Source organism: Streptomyces sp. NPDC013317, assembly GCF_055563155.1.
The window spans coordinates 557,704-579,948 of sequence record NZ_JBVHDX010000004.1 but is presented as its reverse complement, the minus strand read 5'-3'; the positions used below and the strand labels follow the sequence as shown (position 1 = coordinate 579,948).

The following is a 22,245-nucleotide window of genomic DNA, read 5'->3' as shown; positions in this document are numbered from 1 at the left end:
GGCCAGGGCGAGGGCGGCGGGACGGTGCCCGGTGCCGGTCACTCGACCGGCACCGGGCACCGCGCCCCGCCCCCTCACGCCGCGCTGCGCCTGCCGCGCCACCCCCGCACCGCGAGCACCACCGCCACCACCGCGACGACGACCACCAGCAGCGCCCAGTCCGGCACCGAACGGCCCAGCGACGCCACCCGCTCCTCCACAGCGAACGACTCGTCCACCGAGAGGAGCCCCGGCAGCGCCGTCGTGCCGTCGAAGGCGAGGAAGAGCGTGCCGAGCAGCACGAAGAACAGCCCCGACAGGAGCGACGTCGTGTGCAGCGCGAAGCGGCCCACCCGGACCGTGCGCCCGCGCAGCCAGCGGCGCCGGCCCAGCTCGTACCGCTCCCAGAGCAGCGCGAGCAGGAAGAGCGGCACCGCCATCCCCAGCGCGTAGACGGCGAGCAGCAGACCGCCGTACGCCGGGCTGCCGCTCAGTGCCGCGACCGTCAGGACGCTGCCGAGGATCGGACCCGCGCAGAAGCCGGCGAGACCGTAGACCAGGCCGAGGGCGTAGACGGAGACCGCCGTCGTGGGGCGGATCCGGCCACTGACCTCGGCGACACGGCGCGAGGCGAACCCCATCCCGAGGATCTGCAGGACGCCGAGGACGATGATCGTCCAGCCGCCCAGCGCCACGAGCAGATCCCGGTTGCCGTAGAAGAGCCGCCCGGCGAACGACCCGGCCGCGCCGAGCGGGACGAGCGTGGTGGCCAGACCCGCGTAGAAGACTCCGGTACGGGCGAGCAGCCGGCTCGTCGAGTCGATCGAGTACGCGAAGAAGGCGGGGAGCAGCAGCGCGCTGCACGGGCTCAGCAGGGCGAGGAGACCACCGAGGAACGCGGCCAGGTAGCCGATGTCGGAGGTCACCGCCCGGCCGCCTTCGCCGTCCTCGCCGCGGCTTCGATCGCCTCCGTGAAGGTCTCCTTCGGCTGCGCGCCCGCGATCGGCCGGCCGTTGACGAGGAACGACGGGGTCGAGGTCGCGCCCAGCGAGTACGCCTGCTCCTGGTCCCTGCTCACCGCCGCCCGGGCCTCCGCGCCGTCGGTGTCCTTCGCGAACCGCGCCAGGTCAGGGACGCCGGCCTCCTTCGCGAGGGCGTTCAGCCGCTCGGTTGCGAAGCCCTTCTCCTTGGCCCCTTCGGCGTACGCCGCCTTGTGGAACTCCCAGAACCGGCCCTGCTGCCCCGCCGCCCAGGACGCGCGGGCCGCCGCCTCCGACTCCTCGCCGAAGATCGGGAAGTTCCGCCACTCGATGCGCAGGGTGCCGTTCTCGACGTACTTCCTGACCAGCTCGGGCTCGGTGTCACGGGCGAACTTCCCGCAGTAGCCGCACTTGAAGTCGGCGTACTCGATCAGCACCACGGGCGCGTCGGCCCGCCCCTGGGCCAGCTTGTCGGAGGCGTCGCGGCGGGCGTAGGCCTCCAGCTCGGGGTAGACGCCGTCGCCCGGGGCGGCGGTGACGTCGGCGACGGCCGACGAACCCGAGGCGCCCCCGGAGGCGGGCTTGGTGGCGGTGTACGAGACGACTCCGAGGAGCGCGGCGGCGAGGGCCACCCCGGAGACGATCATGATCGGCTTGGACTTGGACATGCGGAAGGGCTCCTGAACGTGCGGGAGATGGGGACGGACGGCGGGACGGTCCGGCCCTCTAGACGCGCAGGATCGACAGCTCCATCGGTGACGGCGGTACGAGCTCCGGCGGCTCGGGCCCCGGCAGCAGCTCGCGGACCACCTGGTCGGCGCCGCAGAACCCGCCGGCCGCCCGCTCCCCGGCGAGCGTGGGCAGCAGCTCTCCGAAGCCGTTCGGGCGGGGCGGCGTGGCGGGCCGGGCCGCCCCGTCGGAGGTATGGCCCTCGCCGCACCCGGGCACCCGCCCGGCCCCGGACCCTGGAGCCCCGGCCTCCGCGGCCACCGCCTGCGCGGCCCCGGGCGGCATGCCGGCGGCCGTCACCCCGTCGGGAACGGCCGCCTCCGTCCCACCCGCAGCCGGACCGGCGACCGCGGTGCTCGCCGTCCCCGTTCCGGCCGTCCCCGTGCCCGCCCCGCACACCAGGAGCCCGATCACCACGCCCGCCAGCGCGGCGAGCGCCGCGAGCGCGCGGACGGTGCGGGCGGTGCTGGACACGGGGTACCTCTCGGCTCGACGTGCCCGAAATATTACGGGCCGCACCCACGCGGAAATCGGTTCGCCCGCACTCGGCCCGGGGTGCGATCCTGGATTCCGTATGTCTACTTCCTTCGCCGCCCTCCAGTCCGTCCTGGCCGAGGTCTCGCTGCGGGACGCCCACCGGCTCGGCCGCCGCCTCGAGGGCGCCCGCCGCATCCGCAAGCCCGAGGCCCGTGAGGCCGTCCTGGACGAGATCGCCGCCGAGGCCGGCAAGGCCAAGGAGCGCGTCGACGGGCGGGCCTCCCGCGTGCCCGCGGTCACGTACCCCGAGCAGCTGCCCGTCTCGCAGAAGAAGGACGCGATCCTGGAGGCGATACGCGACCACCAGGTCGTGATCGTCGCCGGTGAGACCGGCTCCGGCAAGACGACGCAGATCCCCAAGATCTGTCTGGAGCTCGGCCGGGGCGTGCGCGGCATGATCGGCCACACCCAGCCCCGCCGGATCGCCGCCCGCACGGTCGCCGAGCGCGTCGCGGACGAGCTGAAGACCCCGCTGGGCGAGGCGGTCGGCTGGAAGGTCCGCTTCACCGACCAGGTGAACCCCGACGCGACCTTCGTGAAGCTGATGACCGACGGCATCCTGCTCGCCGAGATCCAGACGGACCGCGAGCTGCGCGCCTACGACACGATCATCATCGACGAGGCCCACGAGCGGTCCCTCAACATCGACTTCCTGCTCGGCTATCTGGCCCAGCTGCTGCCCAAGCGCCCCGACCTCAAGGTCGTCATCACCTCCGCGACCATCGACCCCGAGCGCTTCTCCCGCCACTTCGGCGAGGCGCCGATCGTCGAGGTCAGCGGGCGGACGTATCCGGTGGAGGTCCGCTACCGGCCTCTCCTCGAAGAGGACTCGGAGGAGAGCGACCGGGACCAGATCACCGCCATCTGCGACGCCGTCGACGAACTCCAGTCCGAGGGCCCCGGCGACATCCTCGTCTTCCTCTCCGGCGAGCGGGAGATCCGCGACACCGCGGACGCGCTGCTGAAGAAGCAGCTCCGCAACACCGAGGTGCTCCCCCTCTACGCCCGCCTCTCCCACGCCGAGCAGCACCGCGTCTTCCAGGCGCACAGCGGCCGACGGATCGTCCTCGCCACCAACGTGGCCGAGACCTCGCTGACCGTCCCCGGCATCAAGTACGTGATCGATCCGGGCACCGCCCGCATCTCCCGCTACTCCCACCGGACCAAGGTCCAGCGCCTCCCGATCGAGCGGATCAGCCAGGCCAGCGCCAACCAGCGCAAGGGCCGCTGCGGCCGTACGTCCGACGGCATCTGCATCCGCCTCTACGCCGAGGACGACTTCCTCAGCCGCCCGGAGTTCACGGACGCCGAGATCCTCCGCACGAACCTGGCCTCCGTCATCCTCCAGATGACCGCGGCCGGTCTCGGCGAGATCGAGAAGTTCCCCTTCATCGACCCGCCGGACCACCGCAACATCCGCGACGGCGTTCAGCTCCTGCAGGAGCTGGGAGCCCTCGATCCCGCCGAGAAGGACCCGAAGAAGCGGCTCACGCAGCAGGGCCGGAAGCTGTCCCAGCTCCCCGTCGACCCCCGGCTGGCCCGGATGGTCCTGGAGGCCGACCGGAACGGCTGCGTACGGGAGGTCATGGTGATCGCGGCCGCGCTCTCCATCCAGGACCCGCGCGAGCGGCCCGCCGAGAAGCAGGCCCAGGCCGACCAGCAGCACGCCCGCTTCAAGGACGAGACCAGCGACTTCCTCGCCTTCCTCAACCTCTGGCGCTACGTCCGCGAGCAGCAGAAGGAGCGCGGCTCCAGCTCGTTCCGCCGGATGTGCAAGCAGGAGTACCTGAACTTCCTGCGCATCCGCGAGTGGCAGGACATCTACGCGCAGCTGCGGACGGTCGCCAAGCAGATGGGCATCCACCTCAACGAGGAGGACGCCCCCGAGCAGTCCGTGCACACCTCGCTCCTCGCCGGCCTGCTGAGCCACATCGGTATGAAGGACGTGAAGGAGGGCGCGAAGAACGAGTACCTGGGCGCCCGCAGCGCCAAGTTCGCGGTCTTCCCGGGCTCGGCGCTCTTCAAGAAGCCCCCGCGCTTCATCATGTCGGCCGAGCTGGTGGAGACCTCGCGGCTGTGGGCCCGGGTCAACGCGAAGATCGAGCCGGAGTGGATCGAGCCGCTCGCCCAGCACCTGATCAAGAAGACGTACAGCGAGCCGCACTGGGAGAAGGACCAGGCGGCGGTCATGGCGATCGAGAAGGTGACGCTCTACGGCGTGCCGATCGTCACCGACCGCAAGGTGAACTACGGGCGGATCGACCCCGAGACCTCCCGCGACCTGTTCATCCGCAACGCGCTCGTCGAGGGCGACTGGCGCACGCACCACAAGTTCTTCGCCGACAACCGCAAGCTGCTCACCGAGGTCGAGGAGCTGGAGCACCGCGCACGGCGCCGGGACATCCTCGTCGACGACGAGACGCTCTTCGACTTCTACGACAAGCGTGTCCCCGAACACGTCGTCTCCGGCGCGCACTTCGACTCCTGGTGGAAGCACAAGCGGCACGAGGAGCCGGAGTTCCTCGACTTCGAGCGCGAGATGCTCATCAACGAGAAGGCCGCCGGGGTCACCAAGGACGACTATCCGGACTCCTGGCGGCAGGGGCCGCTGAAGTTCCGGGTGACGTACCAGTTCGAGCCGGGCGCGGACGCCGACGGTGTCACCGTCCACATCCCGCTCCAGGTGCTCAACCAGGTCACGGACGAGGGCTTCGACTGGCAGATCCCGGGCCTGCGCGAGGAGATCGTCACCGAGCTGATCCGTTCGCTGCCGAAGCCGATCCGCCGCAACTACGTGCCGGCGCCGAACTTCGCGACCCGCTTCCTGGACTCGGCCGTGCCCCTCCAGGAGCCGCTGACGGTGACGCTCGCCCGTGAGCTGCACCGGATGGTCGGCGTCCCGGTCTCGCCGGAGGACTTCGACCTGTCCCGGATCGGCGAACACCTGAAGATCACCTTCCGCATCGTCGACGAGCGGCGCCGCAAGCTGGCCGAGGACAAGGACCTGGAGGCGCTGAAGCTGAAGCTGCGCCCCAAGGCCCGCCAGGCCCTCTCCAAGGCGGCCGCGGCCGCCACGAGCGGCCCCGACGGCTCCGGGCAGTCCCTGGAGCGCACGGGGCTCACGCAGTGGACGATCGGCCCGCTCACGAAGGTCTTCGAGACCCGGCGGGCGGGCCAGCCGGTCAAGGCGTACCCGGCGCTCGTGGACGCCGGCGACACCGTCGCCGTACGGCTCTTCGACACGGAGGCCGAGCAGGCGCAGGCGATGTGGCAGGGAACGCGGAAGCTGATCCTGCTGAACATCCCGGTGAACCCGGCGAAGTTCGCCTCGGACAAGCTCACCAACCAGCAGAAGCTCGCCCTCTCCCGTAACCCGCACGGTTCGATCCAGGCGCTCTTCGACGACTGCGCGACCGCCGCCGCGGACAAGCTGATCGCCGACCACGGCGGGCCGGTCTGGGACGAGGAGTCCTTCCGGAAGCTGTACGACAAGGTCCGCGCCGACCTCGTCGACACGACCGTCCGCACGGTGGGCCAGGTCCAGCAGATCCTGGCCGCCTGGCAGGCCTGTGAGCGCCGTCTGAAGGCCACGAACAGCCTGGCGCTCATCGAGAACCTCACGGACGTGCGCGAGCAGCTGGCGTGGCTGATGCCGGCGGGCTTCGTCACCAGGACGGGCCTGCGGCGGCTGCCGGACCTGATGCGCTACCTGGTGGCCGTGGACCGCCGGCTCCAGCAGATGCCGACGGGCGTGCAGCGGGACACCACCCGTATGCAGAAGGTCCACGAGATGCAGGACGAGTACGCCTGGCTGCTCGAACAGCTCCCGAAGGGGCGGCCCGTGGCGAAGGAGGTCACCGACGTCCGCTGGATGATCGAGGAGCTCCGGGTCAGCTACTTCGCGCACGCGCTCGGCACGGCGTACCCCGTCTCGGACAAGCGGATCGTGAAGGCGATCGACGCTCTCGCGCCCTAGCGGGGAGTGTCGCCTTGCGCCGGTTCGACCAGACCCTCTGACCTGCTGTACAGTCTTCATCGCAGCCCCACGAAGGGCTGCGAGCATGGTCCTGTGGAGCAGTTGGTTAGCTCGCCACCCTGTCAAGGTGGAGGTCGCGGGTTCAAGTCCCGTCAGGATCGCTTTCAGAAAGGCCCGCACCGGTCGGTGCGGGCCTTTCGCGTGTCTCCGCCGTTGCCGTCCGGTGTATTGACGCCGGGCGTCGGCCGCCGGTACCCCAGACATCAGGGAATCGGGGGCCCACAGGAGGTGGTCGCGCATGGCCGCGGCATCCGCAGCACGTGAGTCGAGACACGAGATACGAGCCCTGCTGCGCGCCCATCTGGCGGCCGCGTCGCGCTTGGGGCACCTCACCCGGCACTGTTCGGTCTGTCACCGCCTCCTGGCACTCGCCATCGAGCTGGAGCGCGACGAGGACGAAAGTCCCACCAGCCCATGACCAACGGCGGGTTGAGGGCTTCCGCGGGAGTGGCAGGCTGTTCCTTGGCAAGACTTCGCCGGTGTGACGGGAGTCACCGAACGAGTTTCATCACCCCCCGCTTTTACACCCTCCCTACACCGGCCCCATTTAATATGTGCAATTGCACCACTCTTCTAGGCGTGCGAGCCGGCACAAAAAAGATCGCGCTGGACCCGGCGGAGTCCAGCGCGATCGATGACGAAGAGCCTGTTGGGGCAGGCGCCCGTCGGCAGAGCTCAGGTGGGCGGTCCAGGTTGGGGGACCCGGAATTGCCCGGTGTTACTGGGTGTTGCGCGTACCTCAGGCCTCGCTGCGCTGCTGCGGAATGCCCGCGAGCAGGGCGCGGACCTCAGCCTCGCGGTAGCGGCGGTGTCCACCCAGGGTGCGGATGGACGTGAGCTTGCCTGCCTTCGCCCAACGGGTCACCGTCTTCGGGTCCACACGGAACATCGTGGCAACCTCGGCGGGGGTCAGCAGCGGCTCGGCATCAGGGGTGCGAGCGGTCATGAGCGGCCTCCTCGGGAGAACCGAACCTTCTCGGTTCTTTCCTCTAAATTCTGCACCTTGACCCGCGTTGCCCGAAATGGCAGAAGCGGGCCGAGTCGGTTATAGGACGAACGGCTTGTCCTCGGCACTACAACTACACCATCCGTCCAGCCACGTCGGCCAAACCGATGGAATTGCCCTCGCAGGTGTTCATCAGCGGCGGAAGTCGATGGACCATGCCATAACGGACAGTCACGCCACTGTGACGATCAGTCACAGAGCGATCAGGAGTCCTCAGACCCCCCATAGAGTGCAATGCTGAGCGTTCCGCCCAAAGTTGGACGGAAGGAACCCTCCCCGGACTCCTTGTCCTATTTTGGCACGAGGGTGGGCGATGGGCGCAAGGGCGCAGTAAGTGCGATCCGTCACGCTTGAGCCAAAGGCCCGGATCGGGACCTACGTCCCGTCGCGAACTCACCGACATCCCCACGCCGGCACACCGCAGCCCCAAGACGCTCAATGATCATTTACATCAGCCGGACGTGTCCTGTCGATGGTCAGTTGGCGAACTGCAGGTTGCGGACGGCACGCCATCGCTCGGCGAGCCGGCCGTACGCCTCCCCCGCACCCTCCCCGTCACCGTCCCGCAGCGCCGCGACCCCCTCGGCCGCGTCGGCGGCCGACCGGTCCGCCGCGAGCCGCTCCGGCGACAGCACGTGCACCAGACCCCCGTAGTCCAGCTCCACCAGCGCCCTCGGGTGGAACTCCTCCAGCCACCGGCCGATCTCGACGAGCCCCTCCGTCATCGGCCCCTCGTCGATCGACTCCCGCAGCGTCTTCAGCGCCCGCGCCAGCCGCCGCCGCGCCTGCACCATCGGCGTCCGGTACCGCAGGACCGGCGCCTCGCCCCGCTCCGGGTCCCCCGGCTCGTACTCCCGCTCCTCGTCCGCGAAGAGGGTGAACCAGCGCACGGGCACCTGCCAGACCGCCGTACGGATCCACGGGCGGGCGTCCGGGTTCCGCTCCCGCCAGCGCTCGTGGTCCGCCGCCACCTGGGCGCGCACCACCGGCGGCAGCATCGCGTCGAGCACCGGCCCCGGCAGCGCACGCCCCGGGTCGGCGTCCCTGGCCCGCCCCAGCTCCTCCAGGGCCAGCCAGCCCCGCAGCCTGGTCCGCCACGGACAGACCACGACCACCCCGTCGACATGCGCCACGAAGGCGTCCCCGCTCTCATGGACCGGCACGGGAACCGGCGGGGTCGGCAGCAGGTCCGCCAGCGAGCGACGCAGCTCGTCCTGAGCCGTGGGCGTCTCCGCCCGCCCCGCATACCGCGCCCAGTGCCCCCGCTCCGGCTCCGGAAAGGCCCCGAGCGGCTCGTAGACCCGCAGATAGGAGGCGTACGGAACGAGGACCGAAGAGGCGACCGACATGTCGCGATCCTTCCACGGAGCTACTCCGGGAGGGTCGTTGAGCGCAGATCTCCACGCTCCTTCGATGCGGTCCGGCGTTCGGGCAGGGAACGTGTGACCTTTGCCGCCCGTGATCGTTGACCTGTTCGAAGCGGACGTAGCGGCCGTGAGGGGTTGCGTGCTGCCCGAGCGTGGAGCGAACGCGGGCGACCAGCGTGCCCGACCCGTCCGGGGCACGCGGCTGAGCACGGGGCCTCGCTGCAGGACCCGCTTCCGCTCAGCCTCCGAAACGGTGATCCTGCGCACTGCGCCGGATCTACGCCCAGGTAGGGCTTACTCTCTTGCCGAACCGGTCCCGCCACCACCCGCATGGGGGGACCGGGATAACCGCCGCTTCGTACTTGGGAGTCACCACCGTGACCGATGTGACCGGCGTTCCTGCTGCTGACGTACTGCACACTCTGTTCCACACGGAGCAGGGTGGCCACGAGCAAGTCGTGCTCTGCCAGGACCGCGCCTCCGGCCTCAAGGCCGTCATCGCCCTCCACTCCACCGCCCTGGGCCCCGCCCTCGGCGGCACCCGGTTCTACCCGTACGCCTCGGAGGCCGAGGCCGTCGCCGACGCGCTGAACCTCTCGCGAGGCATGTCGTACAAGAACGCCATGGCCGGGCTCGACCACGGCGGCGGCAAGGCCGTGATCATCGGCGACCCGGAGAAGATCAAGTCGGACGAGCTGCTGCTCGCCTACGGCCGTATGGTCGCCTCGCTCGGCGGCCGCTACGTGACGGCGTGCGACGTCGGCACCTACGTCGCCGACATGGACGTCGTCGCCCGCACCAACCGGTGGACCACCGGCCGTTCTCCCGAGAACGGCGGCGCCGGCGACTCGTCGGTCCTCACCGCCTTCGGCGTCTTCCAGGGCATGCGCGCCTCCGCGCAGACCCTGTGGGGCGACCCCACGCTGCGCGACCGCAAGGTCGGCGTCGCGGGCGTCGGCAAGGTCGGCCACTTCCTGGTCGAGCACCTCCTGGAGGACGGCGCCGAGGTCTACGTCACCGATGTCCGCGAGGAGTCGGTGCGCCGGATCACGGACAAGTTCCCGCAGGTCAAGGTCGTCGCGGACACCGACGCGCTGATCCGCGTCGAGGGCCTGGACATCTACGCGCCGTGCGCGCTGGGTGGGGTCCTGAGCGAGGAGACCGTTCCGTTCCTCACCGCGAGCATCGTCTGCGGCGCCGCCAACAACCAGCTCGCCCACCCGGGCATCGAGAAGGACCTCGTGGAGCGCGGGATCCTCTACGCGCCCGACTACGTGGTCAACGCCGGTGGCGTGATCCAGGTCGCCGACGAGCTGCACGGCTTCGACTTCGACCGGTGCAAGGCGAAGGCCACGAAGATCTTCGACACCACCCTCGAGATCTTCGCGCGTGCGAAGGCGGACGGCATTCCGCCGGCCGCGGCCGCCGACCGGATCGCCGAGCAGCGGATGGCCGACGCCCGCCGCGCCTGATCCGGCCGGATCCTGAGGGGCCGACCCGCCGCGCGCTCGCCCGGGGTGAACTTTGTAGGTTCACCCCAATCGAGAGATGACTCACCCCGGTCGGCGGGTCGGCCCTCAAGAAGAGGTTAAAATCGCGATTGACCAGCGAGGACAGGGCACCTCGATGGTTCTGTACCGAGGCATGTGATGCGTGCGGCGTACCGTATGGCCACGGAAGCAGGTACCGTTGAAGCCCTACGGACCGGTCTCTCCATCGAGAGCCCGTTCCGAATCATGAACGCGTGTCAAGACTCTGGGGCCGTCGAGCCCCGTCACCGAGGGGGTCGAGCCATGGGGCGCGGCCGGGCAAAGGCCAAGCAGACGAAGGTCGCCCGCCAGCTGAAGTACAGCAGCGGCGGGACTGACCTGTCGCGTCTGGCCAACGAGCTGGGCGCTTCGACTTCGAGCCAGCCGCCGAATGGCGAGCCGTTCGAGGACGACGACGAGGAAGACGACCCGTACGCGCAGTACGCGGATCTCTACAACACGGACGACGAGGACGAGGACGACGAGTCCGGTCCCGACGCGTCGTCCCGGCGTCGCGCTTGACCTCGTAGAAGAGCGCTGCTCAACACCGAACCCGGTCCGGATACCCGGACCGGGTTTCTGTGCGTTCGCGTGAGCGGGACGGCGGGTGGGGCGGTGCCCACCCACCGTGCCTGATCAGACCGCGTAGTCGCCGACCAGCTCCGCACCGGTCGCGTGCTCGCCGCGCTCGGTGATCTCGCCCGCGACCCAGGCCTCGACGCCCCGGTCCTCCAGGGTGGCCAGGGCCACCTCCACGGACTCGGCGGGGACGACGGCCATCATGCCCACGCCCATGTTCAGGGTCTTCTCCAGCTCCAGGCGCTCGACCTTGCCGGCCTTGCCGACCAGGTCGAAGATCGCGCCGGGCGCCCAGGTGGAACGGTCGACCGTGGCGTGCAGCCCGTCCGGGATCACCCGCGCCAGGTTGGCGGCCAGCCCGCCGCCCGTGATGTGGCTGAAGGCGTGCACCTCGGCGGTCCGGGTGAGCGCCAGGCAGTCCAGCGAGTAGATCTTCGTCGGCTCCAGGAGCTCCTCGCCCAGGGTCCGGCCGAGCTCCTCGACGTGCTGGTCGAGGCTCATGCCCGCGCGGTCGAAGACCACGTGCCGGACGAGCGAGTACCCGTTGGAGTGAAGGCCGGAGGATTCCATCGCGATCACGGCGTCACCCGTACGGATGCGATCGGGGCCGAGCAGACGGTCCGCCTCCACCACACCCGTACCGGCGCCGGCGACGTCGAAGTCGTCCGGGCCGAGCAGGCCGGGGTGCTCGGCGGTCTCGCCGCCGACGAGCGCGGTGCCGGCGAGGACACAGCCCTCGGCGATGCCCTTGACGATCGCGGCGACCCGCTCGGGGTGGACCTTGCCGACGCAGATGTAGTCGGTCATGAAGAGCGGCTCGGCGCCGCAGACGACGATGTCGTCCATGACCATCGCGACCAGGTCGTGGCCGATGGTGTCGTACACGCCCATCTGCCGGGCGATGTCGACCTTCGTGCCGACACCGTCGGTGGCGGAGGCGAGCAGCGGACGCTCGTAGCGCTTGAGGGCGGAGGCGTCGAAGAGGCCGGCGAAGCCGCCGAGGCCACCGAGGACCTCGGGGCGCTGCGTCTTCTTCACCCATTCCTTCATGAGCTCGACGGCGCGGTCACCCGCCTCGATGTCGACGCCCGCGGACGCGTAGGAGGCACCGGTGGTCTCAGACATAGGTGAGAGCTTTCGTGTCGTTACTGCGGTACTGCGGGGGTCTTACGGCCGGCGGAGGGCGTCGGCGGCCGCGGTGGCGGCGGGGCCGGCGGCCAGCTCGTTCTCCAGGAGCTGCTTGCCGAGCAGCTCGGGGTCCGGAAGCTCCATCGGGTACTCGCCGTCGAAGCAGGCGCGGCAGAGGTTCGGCTTCTGGATGGTGGTCGCCTCGATCATCCCGTCGATGGAGATGTACGAGAGCGAGTCCGCGCCGAGCGACGTGCCGATCTCCTCGATCGTCATGCCGTTGGCGATCAGCTCCGCGCGGGTGGCGAAGTCGATCCCGAAGAAGCAGGGCCACTTCACCGGCGGGGAGGAGATCCGGATGTGGATCTCGGCCGCGCCGGCCTCACGGAGCATCTTGACCAGGGCGCGCTGGGTGTTGCCGCGGACGATCGAGTCGTCGACGACCACCAGGCGCTTGCCCTTGATGACGTCCCTGAGGGGGTTCAGCTTCAGCCGGATGCCGAGCTGGCGGATGGTCTGGGAGGGCTGGATGAAGGTGCGGCCCACGTAGGCGTTCTTCACCAGGCCCGCGCCGAAGGGGATGCCGCTGGCCTCCGCGTAGCCGATGGCGGCCGGGGTGCCGGACTCCGGCGTCGCTATGACGAGGTCCGCCTCGACCGGGGCCTCCTTGGCGAGGCGACGGCCCATCTCCACACGGGAGAGGTAGACGTTCCGGCCGGCGATGTCGGTGTCCGGGCGGGCCAGGTACACGTACTCGAAGACACAGCCCTTGGGCTTCGCTTCCGCGAATCGCGAGGTGCGGATGCCGTTCTCGTCGATCGCGATCATCTCGCCCGGCTCGACCTCGCGGACGAAGCTGGCGCCGCAGATGTCGAGGGCGGCGGACTCGGAGGCGACGACCCAGCCGCGCTCGAGACGGCCGAGGACCAGGGGGCGGATGCCCTGCGGGTCACGGGCCGCGTAGAGCGTGTGCTCGTCCATGAAGACCAGGGAGAAGGCGCCGCGGACATCGGGGAGGACCTTGGCGGCACCTTCCTCGATGGTGAGCGGCTTGCCGTCGTCGTCGGTCTGGGCGGCGAGGAGCGCCGTCAGCAGATCGGTGTCGTTGGTGGCCGCGACACGGGTGGTACGGCCTTCCTGCTTCGGCAGGTCGGCGACCATCTCCGCGAGCTGGGCCGTGTTCACCAGGTTGCCGTTGTGGCCGAGCGCGATGGAGCCGTGGGCTGTCGCCCGGAACGTCGGCTGCGCGTTCTCCCACACGGAGGCCCCGGTGGTCGAGTAGCGGGCGTGACCGACCGCGATATGACCCTGGAGTGAACCGAGAGAGGTCTCGTCGAAGACCTGGGACACGAGGCCCATGTCCTTGAAGACGAGGATCTGGGAGCCGTTGCTGACCGCGATACCCGCGGATTCCTGGCCCCGATGCTGGAGGGCGTAGAGCCCGAAGTACGTGAGCTTTGCGACCTCTTCACCCGGAGCCCAGACACCGAAGACGCCACACGCGTCCTGGGGGCCTTTCTCGCCGGGGAGCAGATCGTGATTGAGTCGACCGTCACCACGTGGCACGCCTCCGAGTGTAGGGGAGGTCGACCACTGGTCCGAATTGGGGAAATCCGGGGTCCCTCCGAGTGGTGCGATCCCACAAAGTGATCGATTGACGTGCGTAGACACGCTCTCGCCTAGGCGGGAAGGGACTTCCGCCCGACCGGTCGCACCCAAGCGGACGCTCGTACGGTGCCCGCGGAGGGTCCGGAGTGTGACGGGAGTCGCACCGCGCGACGCCGGCCCACGCGGACGGGTGCCCGGAGGGGCGCGTGTTCCGGGGAGTGGGACGCCCGTTGACAGGTGTACGCGCTCTGGGCAAGGCTCCCCGGCATGCAGCCTGTGCGTGACCGTGCGGTCACCCTCGTCGCGCGCCGACACGTGGACCTCGTCCGTGTGGCCAGCGCGATCTGTCGCTGCGCCTGATCACAGCCACGCGCCCCTGATCGCGGGAGTCCCTTCGGACCCTCGCGGCCCGCGCCTGCCCGGCCCGCGCCTGCCCGGCGTCCGCCCGGCTGCCGTCCGGGGCGCCTTCTCCTGAGCGACGGCCCGTTTTCCGGGCCGTCCCGCCGCGCGCGCCGCCCCGCGCCGTCCTCTGCCGCCCGCCCGGACTTCCCCGCACCATCCAAGGAGCCTCCACATGCCCACGCCCAAGATCCCCCTGTCCCGACGCGCCCTCGGCGGGGCAGCCGTAGGGGCCGCCGCCGCCGTCGGTGCGCTCGGTGCCGGTTCCGGGACCGCGCAGGCGGGCGCCGCGCACACCGGTTCCGAGCAGACCGGTTCCGCGCACAGCGGTTCCGCGCAGACCGGGGAGCGCCCGTTCCGTGCCGCTCGCGGCCGCCACTCCCGGCGGCCGAACATCCTCTTCATCCTGGGGGACGACCTCGGCTGGGCCGACCTCTCCTCCTACGGCTCCCCGCACATCCGGACCCCGCACCTGGACCGCCTCGCCCGCCAGGGCGTCCGGTTCACGGACGCCTACTCCGGCTCCGCGACCTGCTCCCCCACCCGCTTCAGCCTCTACACGGGCCGCTTCCCCGGCCGTACGAAGGGCGGGCTCGCCGAGCCGATCGCCGACCGGTCCGTCGGCCTGGAACCGACCCACCCCACGCTCGCCTCCCGGCTGCGCGAGGCCGGCTACACCACCGCACTCATCGGCAAGTGGCACTGCGGCTACCTGCCCGACTACTCCCCCACGCGCTCGGGCTGGGACGAGTTCTTCGGCAACTTCGGCGGCGCACTGGAGTACTACTCCAAGCTCGGCCTCGGCGGCGAGTACGACCTCTACGAGGGCGACGCCGCGTACAAGGACCTGCGCTACTACACCCGGATCCTGACCGAGCGGGCGAGCGAGTACGTGGCCCGCGACCACGGAAAGCCCTGGCTGCTCAACCTCAACTTCACCACCCCCCACTGGCCGTGGATCGCCGAAGGCGACACGGGGACGAGCGCCGAGATCGTCCGACGGATCAAGGCCGGGGACCGCTCCGCCCTCTGGCACCAGGACGGCGGCTCGATCGAGAAGTACAAGGAGATGGTCGAGGACCTCGACCGGTCGGTGGGCGAGGTCCTGCGGGCGCTGAAGCGCTCGGGCCGGGAGGAGGACACGCTCGTCTTCTTCGCCAGCGACAACGGCGGCGAGCGGTTCTCGTACAACTGGCCGCTCGCCGGCAACAAGGGCTCGCTCCAGGAGGGCGGCATCCGGGTGCCGTCCGTCCTGCGCTGGCCCGCCCGGATCGACGGCGGGCAGGTCAGCGACCTGCCGGTGTACACCCCCGACTGGACGGCGACCCTGCTCGAACTGGGCGGCGCCCGCCCCCACCCCGCCTACCCGCTCGACGGAACGAGCCTCGCCGGGTATCTGCTGCGCGGCGAGCAGGTCGCCGAGCGTGACCTGTTCTGGCGGGTGCGGGGCGAGCGGGCGCTGCGCCGGGGCGACTGGAAGTACTACCGGGGCAAGAGCGGCCGCGACCAGCTCTTCGACCTGGCCGGGGACGCCCGCGAACAGGCGGACCGTGCCCCGTTCGAACCGGAGCGGCTCGCCGCGCTCCGGGCGGCGTGGGAGCGGACCGACGCCGGGCTCCTGCCCTACCCGTCCTGACGCCTACGGGTCCTGACGCCTACGGCGTCGCGCTCGCGGCCGGCTTCGCCGTGGCGGCGAAGCCTTCGCCGTCGGCGCCGGTGAGGGTCAGGCTGCGGTGGCGCACCTCGTACGTGAGGGGTCCGTCGAGGAGGTCGTACAGCTTCGTCTCCAGCTGCATCTGCGGGCCCGAGCAGATCATGCGGGTGGTCGCGACCGGTCCGGTCACGGTGAGGGTCTTCTCGGTGACCTTCGCGGTGGCCGTGAACCGGTTGCAGCCCAGGTTGCCCCGGACCGCACCCTCCTTGTCGATGACGAAGGTGGCCTTGCCCTCGCTGCCCTTGGGCGGCGAGGAGGCCGTGTCGCCGGAGAGGAGGGAGTCGACGGTCCAGGTGGTACCGGTCAGCGGGGCGGCCGGTTCGGAGGTGAGGGCGAGGACGTTCTTGCCGTCGGGCGAGGTCAGAGTGAGCCGGTCTCCCTCGACCTTCGCCTTCAGCGAGCCGGTGAAGGCCTTCTGGAGGACCGCCTCGAAGGCACCCCGCTCACCGGGGCACGCCATCTCGGTGCCCTGCCCCTGCTTCACGGTGACCGTGTCGCCCCGCACCGACACCTCGGCGCCGAAGCCGTTGCATCCGCTGTTCCCCGAGGCCTTGCCGTCCGCGGCGATCTCGACGTGGGCGCCGTCGGGCGCCCTGGTCTCCTTGCCCGCCACCGTCACCGTGTCGAACGCCCAGTGGGCTCCGGCGACGGGCACGTCGGGGGCGACGGAGCCGGCGCCGGGGTCCGAGCCGGACTGCTGCGTGCCGCACGCCGAGAGCACGACGAGCGAGGCCAGGACTGCGGTGGCTGCGGTGGTACGTGTCTTCAGCATGGGGATGGGACGGGCGAACGGTACGGACGGTTCCGCCCGCCTCCGCCGGGCGTCCGCTCGGCCCAGGCGGCCGCTCAGCCCAGCAGGGGCAGCAGGGCGGCGAGGTCCGCCCGCTCCCCGCTGGCGCCCACCCGTGCCTCGTCCAGTTCCTCCGCCCACCGAGCCCGGCCGGTGGCCAGCCGGATCCAGGTGAGCGGGTCGGTCTCCACGACGTTGGGCGGGGTGCCCCGGGTGTGCCGGGGGCCCTCCACGCACTGGACCACGGCGAACGGCGGGACCCGGACCTCGACCGCGCCGCCCGGGGCCTTCACCGCCAGCGCGTCCGCGAGGAGGCGGGTACAGGCGGCCAGGGCCTGCCGGTCGTACGGGACGGCCAGGCCGGTCGCCTGGTTCAGGTCGTCGGTGTGGACGACGAGTTCGACGGTGCGGGTCACCAGGAAGTCGGCCAGGCGCATGGCGCCGAAGCGCATAGGGACGAGCCGGTCGTCGGGGACGCCCGCGATCGCCTCCTTGTACCGCGCGGCGGTCCGCTCGTACAGGCCGGCCAGGTCGGCCGTGTCGATCGCCCGGGTGTCCTCGTCGATCCGCGCGGCGGCCGTGGCCGTCGCCGACGGCCAGTCCAGCAGGGCGACTTCCTGTCGGGCGGGCTCGGGCTCCCCGAGCCCGCGGGCGACGGCGCCGACCGCCATCGTCAGATGCGCCGCCAGCTCCCGTACGGTCCACTCCCCCAGCCGGGTCGGCCCCTCGAGCTGCTCGGGCGTGAGCCCCTCCACCGCCTCCCGCACGTTCCCGAACTGGGCGAGCACGGCGGCCCGGATCTTGGCGGTGTCGTAGCTGCGGGTGCGCTTCTTGGCCGGTGGCATGGGGGCGAGGGTAGTCCGTCGCCGTGTGGCAGGGCCGTAGGCCCCGGCGGAGACTGGAAGAGGGCTTCCGAGAGGGGCGAAGGACCATGGCTGAACACCCTGATGTGACACTCGTACGCAAGGGCTACGAGGCGTTCTCCAGAGGCGACATGGAAGCGCTCGCCGGCATGATGACCGCCGACTGCACGCACCACGTGCCCGGAAACAGCCAGATATCGGGCCACTTCAAAGGCCGTGACGCCATCTTCGCCATGTACGCCACGTGCATGGAGCTGACCGGCGACACGTTCACCGTGGAGATGCAGGGCATGTACCCGGACGGCCGGGGTCATGTGATGGCCGTCCACAAGTGGCACGGCGACCGCGGCGACCGGGGCATCGAGATGAGGGGCGGCCTCTTCTTCACCATCATGGGCGGCAAGGTCACCGACATCGACGAGTGCGTCGAGGACATCGACGAGGCGGACGCGTTCTGGGGTCAGGCCGGATAACCCGCCGGTTCCGCCTCGAACGTCTCCCCGTTACCGGGGACGCCCACCCCGCGCCAGGTGAACGGCACGCCCGCGCCGTGTCCAGGTCCGGGCCGTCCATCAGCTGGAAGTGCACGTGCGGCTCCGTGGAGTCGCCGAAGTCGCCGCACCGGGCCAGCTCCTGGCCCGCCGCCACCCGGTCGCCCGCCCGCACGGTGAGCGAACCGCGGAGCCCCCGCCCGGAACCGATGGTCCGGACGGGGGCTCCCGTGGTGCGAGGTGTCAGGCGCCGCCTCAGGCCAGCAGGCCCGGGATCGTCGCCTCGTGCGCGGCGCGCAGCTCCTCCAGGGAGATGGCGAACTCGCCCTGCACGTCGACCTCTTCGCCGTCCACGACGCCGATCCGCGTCGCCGGGAGACCCCGGGCGCCGCACATGTCGGTGAAGCGGAGTTCCTCGCTGCGCGGGACGGCGACGACCGCACGGCCGGCCGACTCGCTGAAGAGGAAGGTGAAGGCGTCCAGGCCGTCCGGGACGACCAGACGCGCGCCGGTGCCGCCGCGCAGGCAGGACTCGACGACCGCCTGGACCAGACCGCCGTCGGACAGGTCGTGCGCCGCGTCGATCATGCCGTCGCGGGAGGCCGAGATCAGGATCTCGCCGAGCAGCTTCTCCCGGTCGAGGTCCACGGCCGGCGGCAGACCGCCGAGGTGCTTGTGGATCACCTCGGACCAGGCCGAGCCGCCGAACTCCTCACGCGTGTCGCCCAGCAGGTAGAGGAGCTGGCCCTCTTCCGCGAAGGCGATCGGCGTGCGGCGGTTGACGTCGTCGATCACACCGAGCACGGCCACGACCGGCGTCGGGTGGATGGCGACCTCGCCGGTCTGGTTGTACAGCGAGACGTTGCCGCCGGTCACCGGGGTGCCGAGCTGGAGGCAGCCGTCCGCGAGACCACGGGTGGCCTCGGCGAACTGCCACATCACGGCCGGGTCCTCGGGCGAACCGAAGTTCAGGCAGTCCGAGATCGCCAGCGGCTTCGCACCGGAGGCGGCGACGTTGCGGTACGCCTCGGCCAGCGCGAGCTGCGCGCCCGTGTACGGGTCGAGCTTCGCGTACCGGCCGTTGCCGTCGGTGGCCATGGCCACGCCGAGGTTGGTCTCCTCGTCGATACGGACCATGCCCGCGTCCTCGGGCTGCGCGAGGACCGTGTTGCCCTGCACGAACCGGTCGTACTGGTCCGTGATCCAGGACTTCGACGCCTGGTTCGGGGAGGAGACCAGCTTCAGGACCTGGTCCTTCAGCTCCTCGCCGTTCTGCGGCCGGGGCAGCTTGCCCGCGTCGTCGGCCTGGAGCGCGTCCTGCCACTCCGGGCGGGCGTACGGCCGGTGGTAGACCGGGCCCTCGTGGGCGACCGTGCGCGGCGGCACGTCGACGATCTGCTCGCCGTGCCAGAAGATCTCCAGACGCTCGCCCTCGGTGACCTCACCGATGACGACCGCGATGACGTCCCACTTCTCGCAGATCTCCAGGAAGCGGTCGACGTGCTGGGGCTCGACGATCGCGCACATGCGCTCCTGCGACTCGCTCATGAGGATCTCCTCGGGCGAGAGCGTCGCGTCGCGCAGGTGGACCCGGTCGAGGTCGACCCGCATACCGCCGGAGCCGGCGGAGGCCAGCTCGGAGGTCGCGCAGGAGAGTCCGGCGCCACCCAGGTCCTGGATGCCCGCGACCAGCTTCTCCTTGAAGATCTCCAGGGTGCACTCGATGAGGAGCTTCTCCTGGAAGGGGTCGCCGACCTGGACCGCGGGGCGCTTGGTGGGCTTGGTGTCGTCGAAGGTCTCGGACGCGAGGACCGAGACGCCGCCGATGCCGTCGCCGCCCGTGCGGGCGCCGTAGAGGATCACCTTGTTGCCGGGGCCGGAAGCCTTGGCGAGGTGGATGTCCTCGTGCTTCATGACACCGATGCAGCCTGCGTTGACCAGCGGGTTGCCCTGGTAGCACTCGTCGAAGACGACCTCGCCGCCGATGTTCGGCAGGCCCAGGCAGTTGCCGTAGCCGCCGATGCCCGCGACGACTCCCGGGAGCACGCGCTTGGTGTCGGGGTGGTCGGCCGCGCCGAAGCGCAGCGGGTCGACCACGGCGACCGGGCGGGCACCCATGGCGAGGATGTCGCGGACGATGCCGCCGACGCCGGTGGCCGCGCCCTGGTAGGGCTCGATGTACGACGGGTGGTTGTGCGACTCGACCTTGAAGGTGACCGCGTACCCCTGGCCGACGTCGACGACGCCCGCGTTCTCGCCGATGCCGACGAGCATGGCGTCGTTGGCCGGGACCTTCTCGCCGAACTGCTTCAGGTGGACCTTGCTGCTCTTGTACGAGCAGTGCTCGGACCACATGACGGAGTACATGGCGAGCTCGGCACCGGTGGGACGGCGGCCGAGGATCTCGCGGATGCGCGCGTACTCGTCCTCCTTGAGGCCGAGCTCCTTCCAGGGCTGCTCGCTGTCCGGGGTCTCGGTGGCGTGCTTGACGGTGTCGAGGCTCATCAGGCGTTGACCAGCTTCTTGAGGATCGAGGTGAAGAAACCGAGGCCGTCGGTACGGCCCGTACCGATCAGCGGCTCGACGGCGTGCTCGGGGTGCGGCATGAGCCCGACGACGTTCCCGGCGGCGTTGGTGACGCCCGCGATGTCGCGGAGCGAGCCGTTGGGGTTCAGGTCCTCGTAGCGGAAGGCCACGCGCCCCTCGGCCTCCAGCTCGTCGAGCGTCCGCTCGTCGGCGACGTACCGGCCGTCCATGTTCTTGAGCGGGACCTGGATCTCCTGGCCCTGCTCGTAGTCGGACGTCCACGCGGTGTCCGCGTTCTCCACCCGCAGCTTCTGGTCGCGGCAGATGAAGTGCAGGTGGTTGTTGCGCAGCATCGCGCCCGGCAGCAGATGGGCCTCGGTGAGGATCTGGAAGCCGTTGCAGATGCCGAGGACGGGCATACCCGCCCTGGCCTGCTCGATGAGCGGCTCCATCACCGGCGAGAACCGGGAGATGGCCCCGGCGCGCAGGTAGTCGCCGTAGGAGAAGCCGCCGGCCAGGACCACGGCGTCGACCTGCTTGAGGTCCTTGTCGCGGTGCCAGAGCGAGACGGGCTCGGCTCCGGCGAGACGGACGGCGCGCAGCGCGTCCTGGTCGTCGAGCGTTCCGGGGAAGGTGACGACGCCGATGCGTGCGGTCACGACGAGGCCCCGGCGGTCTCCGTGGACTCGACCTTGACGGTGAAGTCCTCGATCACGGTGTTGGCGAGGAAGGTTTCGGCCATCTCATGGATGCGGGCGAGGGCGGCCTCGTCGACCGGTCCCTCCACCTCCAGCTCGAAGCGCTTTCCCTGGCGGACGTCGGCGATTCCGTCGAATCCCAGGCGGGGCAGTGCACGCTGCACCGCCTGCCCCTGAGGGTCGAGGATCTCCGGCTTGAGCATGACGTCGACTACGACGCGTGCCACTGGCACTCCCGGTGGTGTGTTGCGTGGGCGGTTCCCTCAGCGTACCTGCCTCCAAATTCTACGCGGGTAGAGGACTGGAGGACCCTACAAACGCACCCGAAGATCCCCACGGAAAATTCAAGTGAAATATTGCGCGACCCATTGCGGCGGGACACGCGGATGCAATTGGCTGGGCTTCACAATGCGACGCCCACCGCTGTACAAAGGAATACAGAGGAAAGCAGCATTGCGCCGGAGTAGCCGCAAAGCCGGTGTCGCCGCACGTCAGAGGCGCTCGAAGCGCCGAACTGGCCACGGTGGTACCGCACGAAAGGACCGATATCCGTGGCTCAGCGAGTAGTGGTCACTCTCTTCGACGACATCGACGGCGGAGAAGCGGCGGAAACGGTGGCGTTCGGCCTCGACGGGAAGATGTACGAGATCGACCTGAATCCCGCCAATGCAAAGAAACTGCGCAAGGCGCTGGCGCCCTACCTCGCGGCCGGCCGCAAGCTGACCGGCCGGGCCGCCGCCGCGAGGGCGAGCGGCGCGCCCGCGTCCGTGGCTTCGTACAAGCACACCGCACTCGCCCCCGACCCGGCGGCGGTCCGCGCCTGGGCGCAGTCCAACAAGCTGGACGTGCCGGCCCGGGGCCGGATCCCGAAGCGGGTCTACGAGGCCTTCCGCGAGGCCAGTTGACCGGGTCGGCCGACGTGCCGCGACGAACGGAGTTGCACTGCACCCCCGCTGATCGGCTAGAGTCTGGATCACGCCGAGGGGCGAGGCCGAAAGTCCGGACCTCACGCAGCGTGCGGGTGTAGTTCAGTAGTAGAACATCCCCCTTCCAGGGGGAAGGCGCAGTGTGCAATTCCTGTCACCCGCTCTGCATCGCATTACCGACCACTCTTGTGGATCAGGTAGAGTGGTGCTCGCACCGCCCAGTGAGAGCTGGTCGGAGGCATGCGGACGTGGCTCAGTTGGTAGAGCATCACCTTGCCAAGGTGAGGGTCGCGAGTTCGAATCTCGTCGTCCGCTCAGGAAGCGAAGGCCCCGGTTCTCAGGAACCGGGGCCTTCGGCAT

Annotated in this window: 19 protein-coding genes, 3 tRNA genes and 2 pseudogenes; 11 read left to right on the top strand and 13 right to left on the bottom strand. The window is 70.3% G+C overall.

Translation table 11 applies throughout. The features are described 5' to 3' along the window. Window positions 1-74: 74 nt before the first annotated feature. The 3 genes from ACZ3IJ_RS15420 to ACZ3IJ_RS15410 are packed head-to-tail and all read right to left on the bottom strand — an operon-like array spanning window position 75 to window position 2,162. A complete protein-coding gene (locus tag ACZ3IJ_RS15420) occupies window positions 75-905 on the bottom strand; it encodes a cytochrome c biogenesis CcdA family protein (RefSeq protein ID WP_467468326.1) in 831 nt (276 codons plus the stop codon). Next, a complete protein-coding gene (locus ACZ3IJ_RS15415) occupies window positions 902-1,627 on the bottom strand; it encodes a DsbA family protein (protein ID WP_467468324.1) in 726 nt (241 codons plus the stop codon). Before ACZ3IJ_RS15415 ends, ACZ3IJ_RS15420 begins: the two co-directional genes overlap by 4 nt. Window positions 1,628-1,685: 58 nt before the next feature. Next, entirely contained in the window at window positions 1,686-2,162 is a 477-nt protein-coding gene (locus ACZ3IJ_RS15410) for a hypothetical protein (protein WP_467468322.1), read from the bottom strand. A 100-nt stretch (window positions 2,163-2,262) separates the two neighbouring features. Here ACZ3IJ_RS15410 and hrpA point away from each other — a divergent pair, with 100 nt between their 5' ends. From hrpA to ACZ3IJ_RS15395, 3 genes and pseudogenes are all read left to right on the top strand, one after another. After that, window positions 2,263-6,201 (top strand): ATP-dependent RNA helicase HrpA, encoded by a 3,939-nt coding sequence (gene hrpA / locus ACZ3IJ_RS15405; RefSeq protein WP_467468320.1) that lies wholly within the window; start codon window positions 2,263-2,265, stop codon window positions 6,199-6,201. Between the two features lie 87 nt (window positions 6,202-6,288). Then, window positions 6,289-6,362 (top strand) — tRNA-Asp (locus ACZ3IJ_RS15400). 137 nt (window positions 6,363-6,499) lie between these two features. Continuing rightward, a pseudogene (locus ACZ3IJ_RS15395) lies at window positions 6,500-6,676 on the top strand (DUF6274 family protein); the annotation flags it as partial. A 324-nt stretch (window positions 6,677-7,000) separates the two neighbouring features. Here ACZ3IJ_RS15395 and bldC read toward each other — a convergent pair. Both bldC and ACZ3IJ_RS15385 read right to left on the bottom strand, forming a co-directional pair. Next, entirely contained in the window at window positions 7,001-7,207 is a 207-nt protein-coding gene (bldC, locus tag ACZ3IJ_RS15390; protein ID WP_003949541.1) for a developmental transcriptional regulator BldC, read from the bottom strand. 536 nt (window positions 7,208-7,743) lie between these two features. Beyond that, a complete protein-coding gene (locus ACZ3IJ_RS15385) occupies window positions 7,744-8,616 on the bottom strand; it encodes a DUF8083 family protein (RefSeq protein WP_391799888.1) in 873 nt (290 codons plus the stop codon). A 395-nt stretch (window positions 8,617-9,011) separates the two neighbouring features. On the opposite strand from ACZ3IJ_RS15385, the gene ACZ3IJ_RS15380 reads away from it, so the two are divergent. Next, window positions 9,012-10,106 carry a Leu/Phe/Val dehydrogenase gene (locus ACZ3IJ_RS15380; RefSeq protein ID WP_467468318.1) on the top strand — a complete coding sequence of 365 codons (1,095 nt, stop codon included), beginning with the start codon at window positions 9,012-9,014 and terminating at the stop codon, window positions 10,104-10,106. Between the two features lie 321 nt (window positions 10,107-10,427). After that, a complete protein-coding gene (locus tag ACZ3IJ_RS15375; RefSeq protein WP_260230816.1) occupies window positions 10,428-10,685 on the top strand; it encodes a DUF3073 domain-containing protein in 258 nt (85 codons plus the stop codon). Window positions 10,686-10,799: 114 nt separating this feature from the next. On the opposite strand, the gene purM is transcribed toward ACZ3IJ_RS15375, so the two are convergent. Beyond that, window positions 10,800-11,867 (bottom strand): phosphoribosylformylglycinamidine cyclo-ligase, encoded by a 1,068-nt coding sequence (gene purM, locus ACZ3IJ_RS15370; RefSeq protein ID WP_391799890.1) that lies wholly within the window; start codon window positions 11,865-11,867, stop codon window positions 10,800-10,802. A 42-nt stretch (window positions 11,868-11,909) separates the two neighbouring features. Then, entirely contained in the window at window positions 11,910-13,436 is a 1,527-nt protein-coding gene (gene purF, locus ACZ3IJ_RS15365; protein WP_391799891.1) for an amidophosphoribosyltransferase, read from the bottom strand. A 309-nt stretch (window positions 13,437-13,745) separates the two neighbouring features. On the opposite strand from purF, the gene ACZ3IJ_RS15360 reads away from it, so the two are divergent. After that, entirely contained in the window at window positions 13,746-13,838 is a 93-nt protein-coding gene (locus ACZ3IJ_RS15360; protein ID WP_352189727.1) for a putative leader peptide, read from the top strand. A 214-nt stretch (window positions 13,839-14,052) separates the two neighbouring features. Beyond that, window positions 14,053-15,513, top strand: coding sequence for a sulfatase family protein (locus ACZ3IJ_RS15355; protein WP_467468314.1), 1,461 nt, complete (start codon window positions 14,053-14,055; stop codon window positions 15,511-15,513). A gap of 19 nt (window positions 15,514-15,532) precedes the next feature. Here the strand turns inward: ACZ3IJ_RS15355 and ACZ3IJ_RS15350 are convergent, their stop codons facing one another. Next, window positions 15,533-16,363, bottom strand: coding sequence for an META domain-containing protein (locus ACZ3IJ_RS15350; protein ID WP_467468312.1), 831 nt, complete (start codon window positions 16,361-16,363; stop codon window positions 15,533-15,535). 74 nt (window positions 16,364-16,437) lie between these two features. Next, window positions 16,438-17,226, bottom strand: a complete 789-nt coding sequence (locus ACZ3IJ_RS15345) for a maleylpyruvate isomerase family mycothiol-dependent enzyme (protein ID WP_467468310.1) — start codon at window positions 17,224-17,226, stop codon at window positions 16,438-16,440. Between the two features lie 86 nt (window positions 17,227-17,312). Here ACZ3IJ_RS15345 and ACZ3IJ_RS15340 point away from each other — a divergent pair, with 86 nt between their 5' ends. Then, window positions 17,313-17,717: a nuclear transport factor 2 family protein gene (locus ACZ3IJ_RS15340; RefSeq protein WP_467468308.1), complete on the top strand. Its 405-nt coding sequence runs from the start codon at window positions 17,313-17,315 to the stop codon at window positions 17,715-17,717. On the opposite strand, the pseudogene ACZ3IJ_RS15335 reads toward ACZ3IJ_RS15340, so the two are convergent. From ACZ3IJ_RS15335 to purS, 4 genes and pseudogenes are all read right to left on the bottom strand, one after another. Next, window positions 17,705-17,925 (bottom strand): annotated as a pseudogene (locus ACZ3IJ_RS15335) (peptidoglycan DD-metalloendopeptidase family protein); the annotation flags it as partial. The gene ACZ3IJ_RS15340 and the pseudogene ACZ3IJ_RS15335 overlap by 13 nt on opposite strands. 65 nt (window positions 17,926-17,990) lie before the next feature. Continuing rightward, window positions 17,991-20,240, bottom strand: coding sequence for a phosphoribosylformylglycinamidine synthase subunit PurL (gene purL / locus ACZ3IJ_RS15330; RefSeq protein WP_467468306.1), 2,250 nt, complete (start codon window positions 20,238-20,240; stop codon window positions 17,991-17,993). Then, window positions 20,240-20,920 (bottom strand): phosphoribosylformylglycinamidine synthase subunit PurQ, encoded by a 681-nt coding sequence (purQ, locus tag ACZ3IJ_RS15325; RefSeq protein ID WP_467468304.1) that lies wholly within the window; start codon window positions 20,918-20,920, stop codon window positions 20,240-20,242. Before purQ ends, purL begins: the two co-directional genes overlap by 1 nt. Further along, window positions 20,917-21,186, bottom strand: coding sequence for a phosphoribosylformylglycinamidine synthase subunit PurS (purS, locus tag ACZ3IJ_RS15320; protein WP_352189734.1), 270 nt, complete (start codon window positions 21,184-21,186; stop codon window positions 20,917-20,919). The genes purQ and purS overlap by 4 nt, the downstream gene beginning before the upstream one ends. Window positions 21,187-21,510: 324 nt before the next feature. On the opposite strand from purS, the gene ACZ3IJ_RS15315 reads away from it, so the two are divergent. The 3 genes from ACZ3IJ_RS15315 to ACZ3IJ_RS15305 all read left to right on the top strand — a co-directional run bounded on the left by ACZ3IJ_RS15315 (window position 21,511) and on the right by ACZ3IJ_RS15305 (window position 22,200). After that, entirely contained in the window at window positions 21,511-21,864 is a 354-nt protein-coding gene (locus tag ACZ3IJ_RS15315; protein WP_352189735.1) for a histone-like nucleoid-structuring protein Lsr2, read from the top strand. A gap of 112 nt (window positions 21,865-21,976) precedes the next feature. Further along, window positions 21,977-22,048, top strand: a tRNA-Gly gene (locus tag ACZ3IJ_RS15310). A 79-nt stretch (window positions 22,049-22,127) separates the two neighbouring features. Continuing rightward, window positions 22,128-22,200: transfer RNA gene (locus tag ACZ3IJ_RS15305), tRNA-Gly, on the top strand. The last annotated feature ends 45 nt before the right edge of the window (window positions 22,201-22,245 follow it).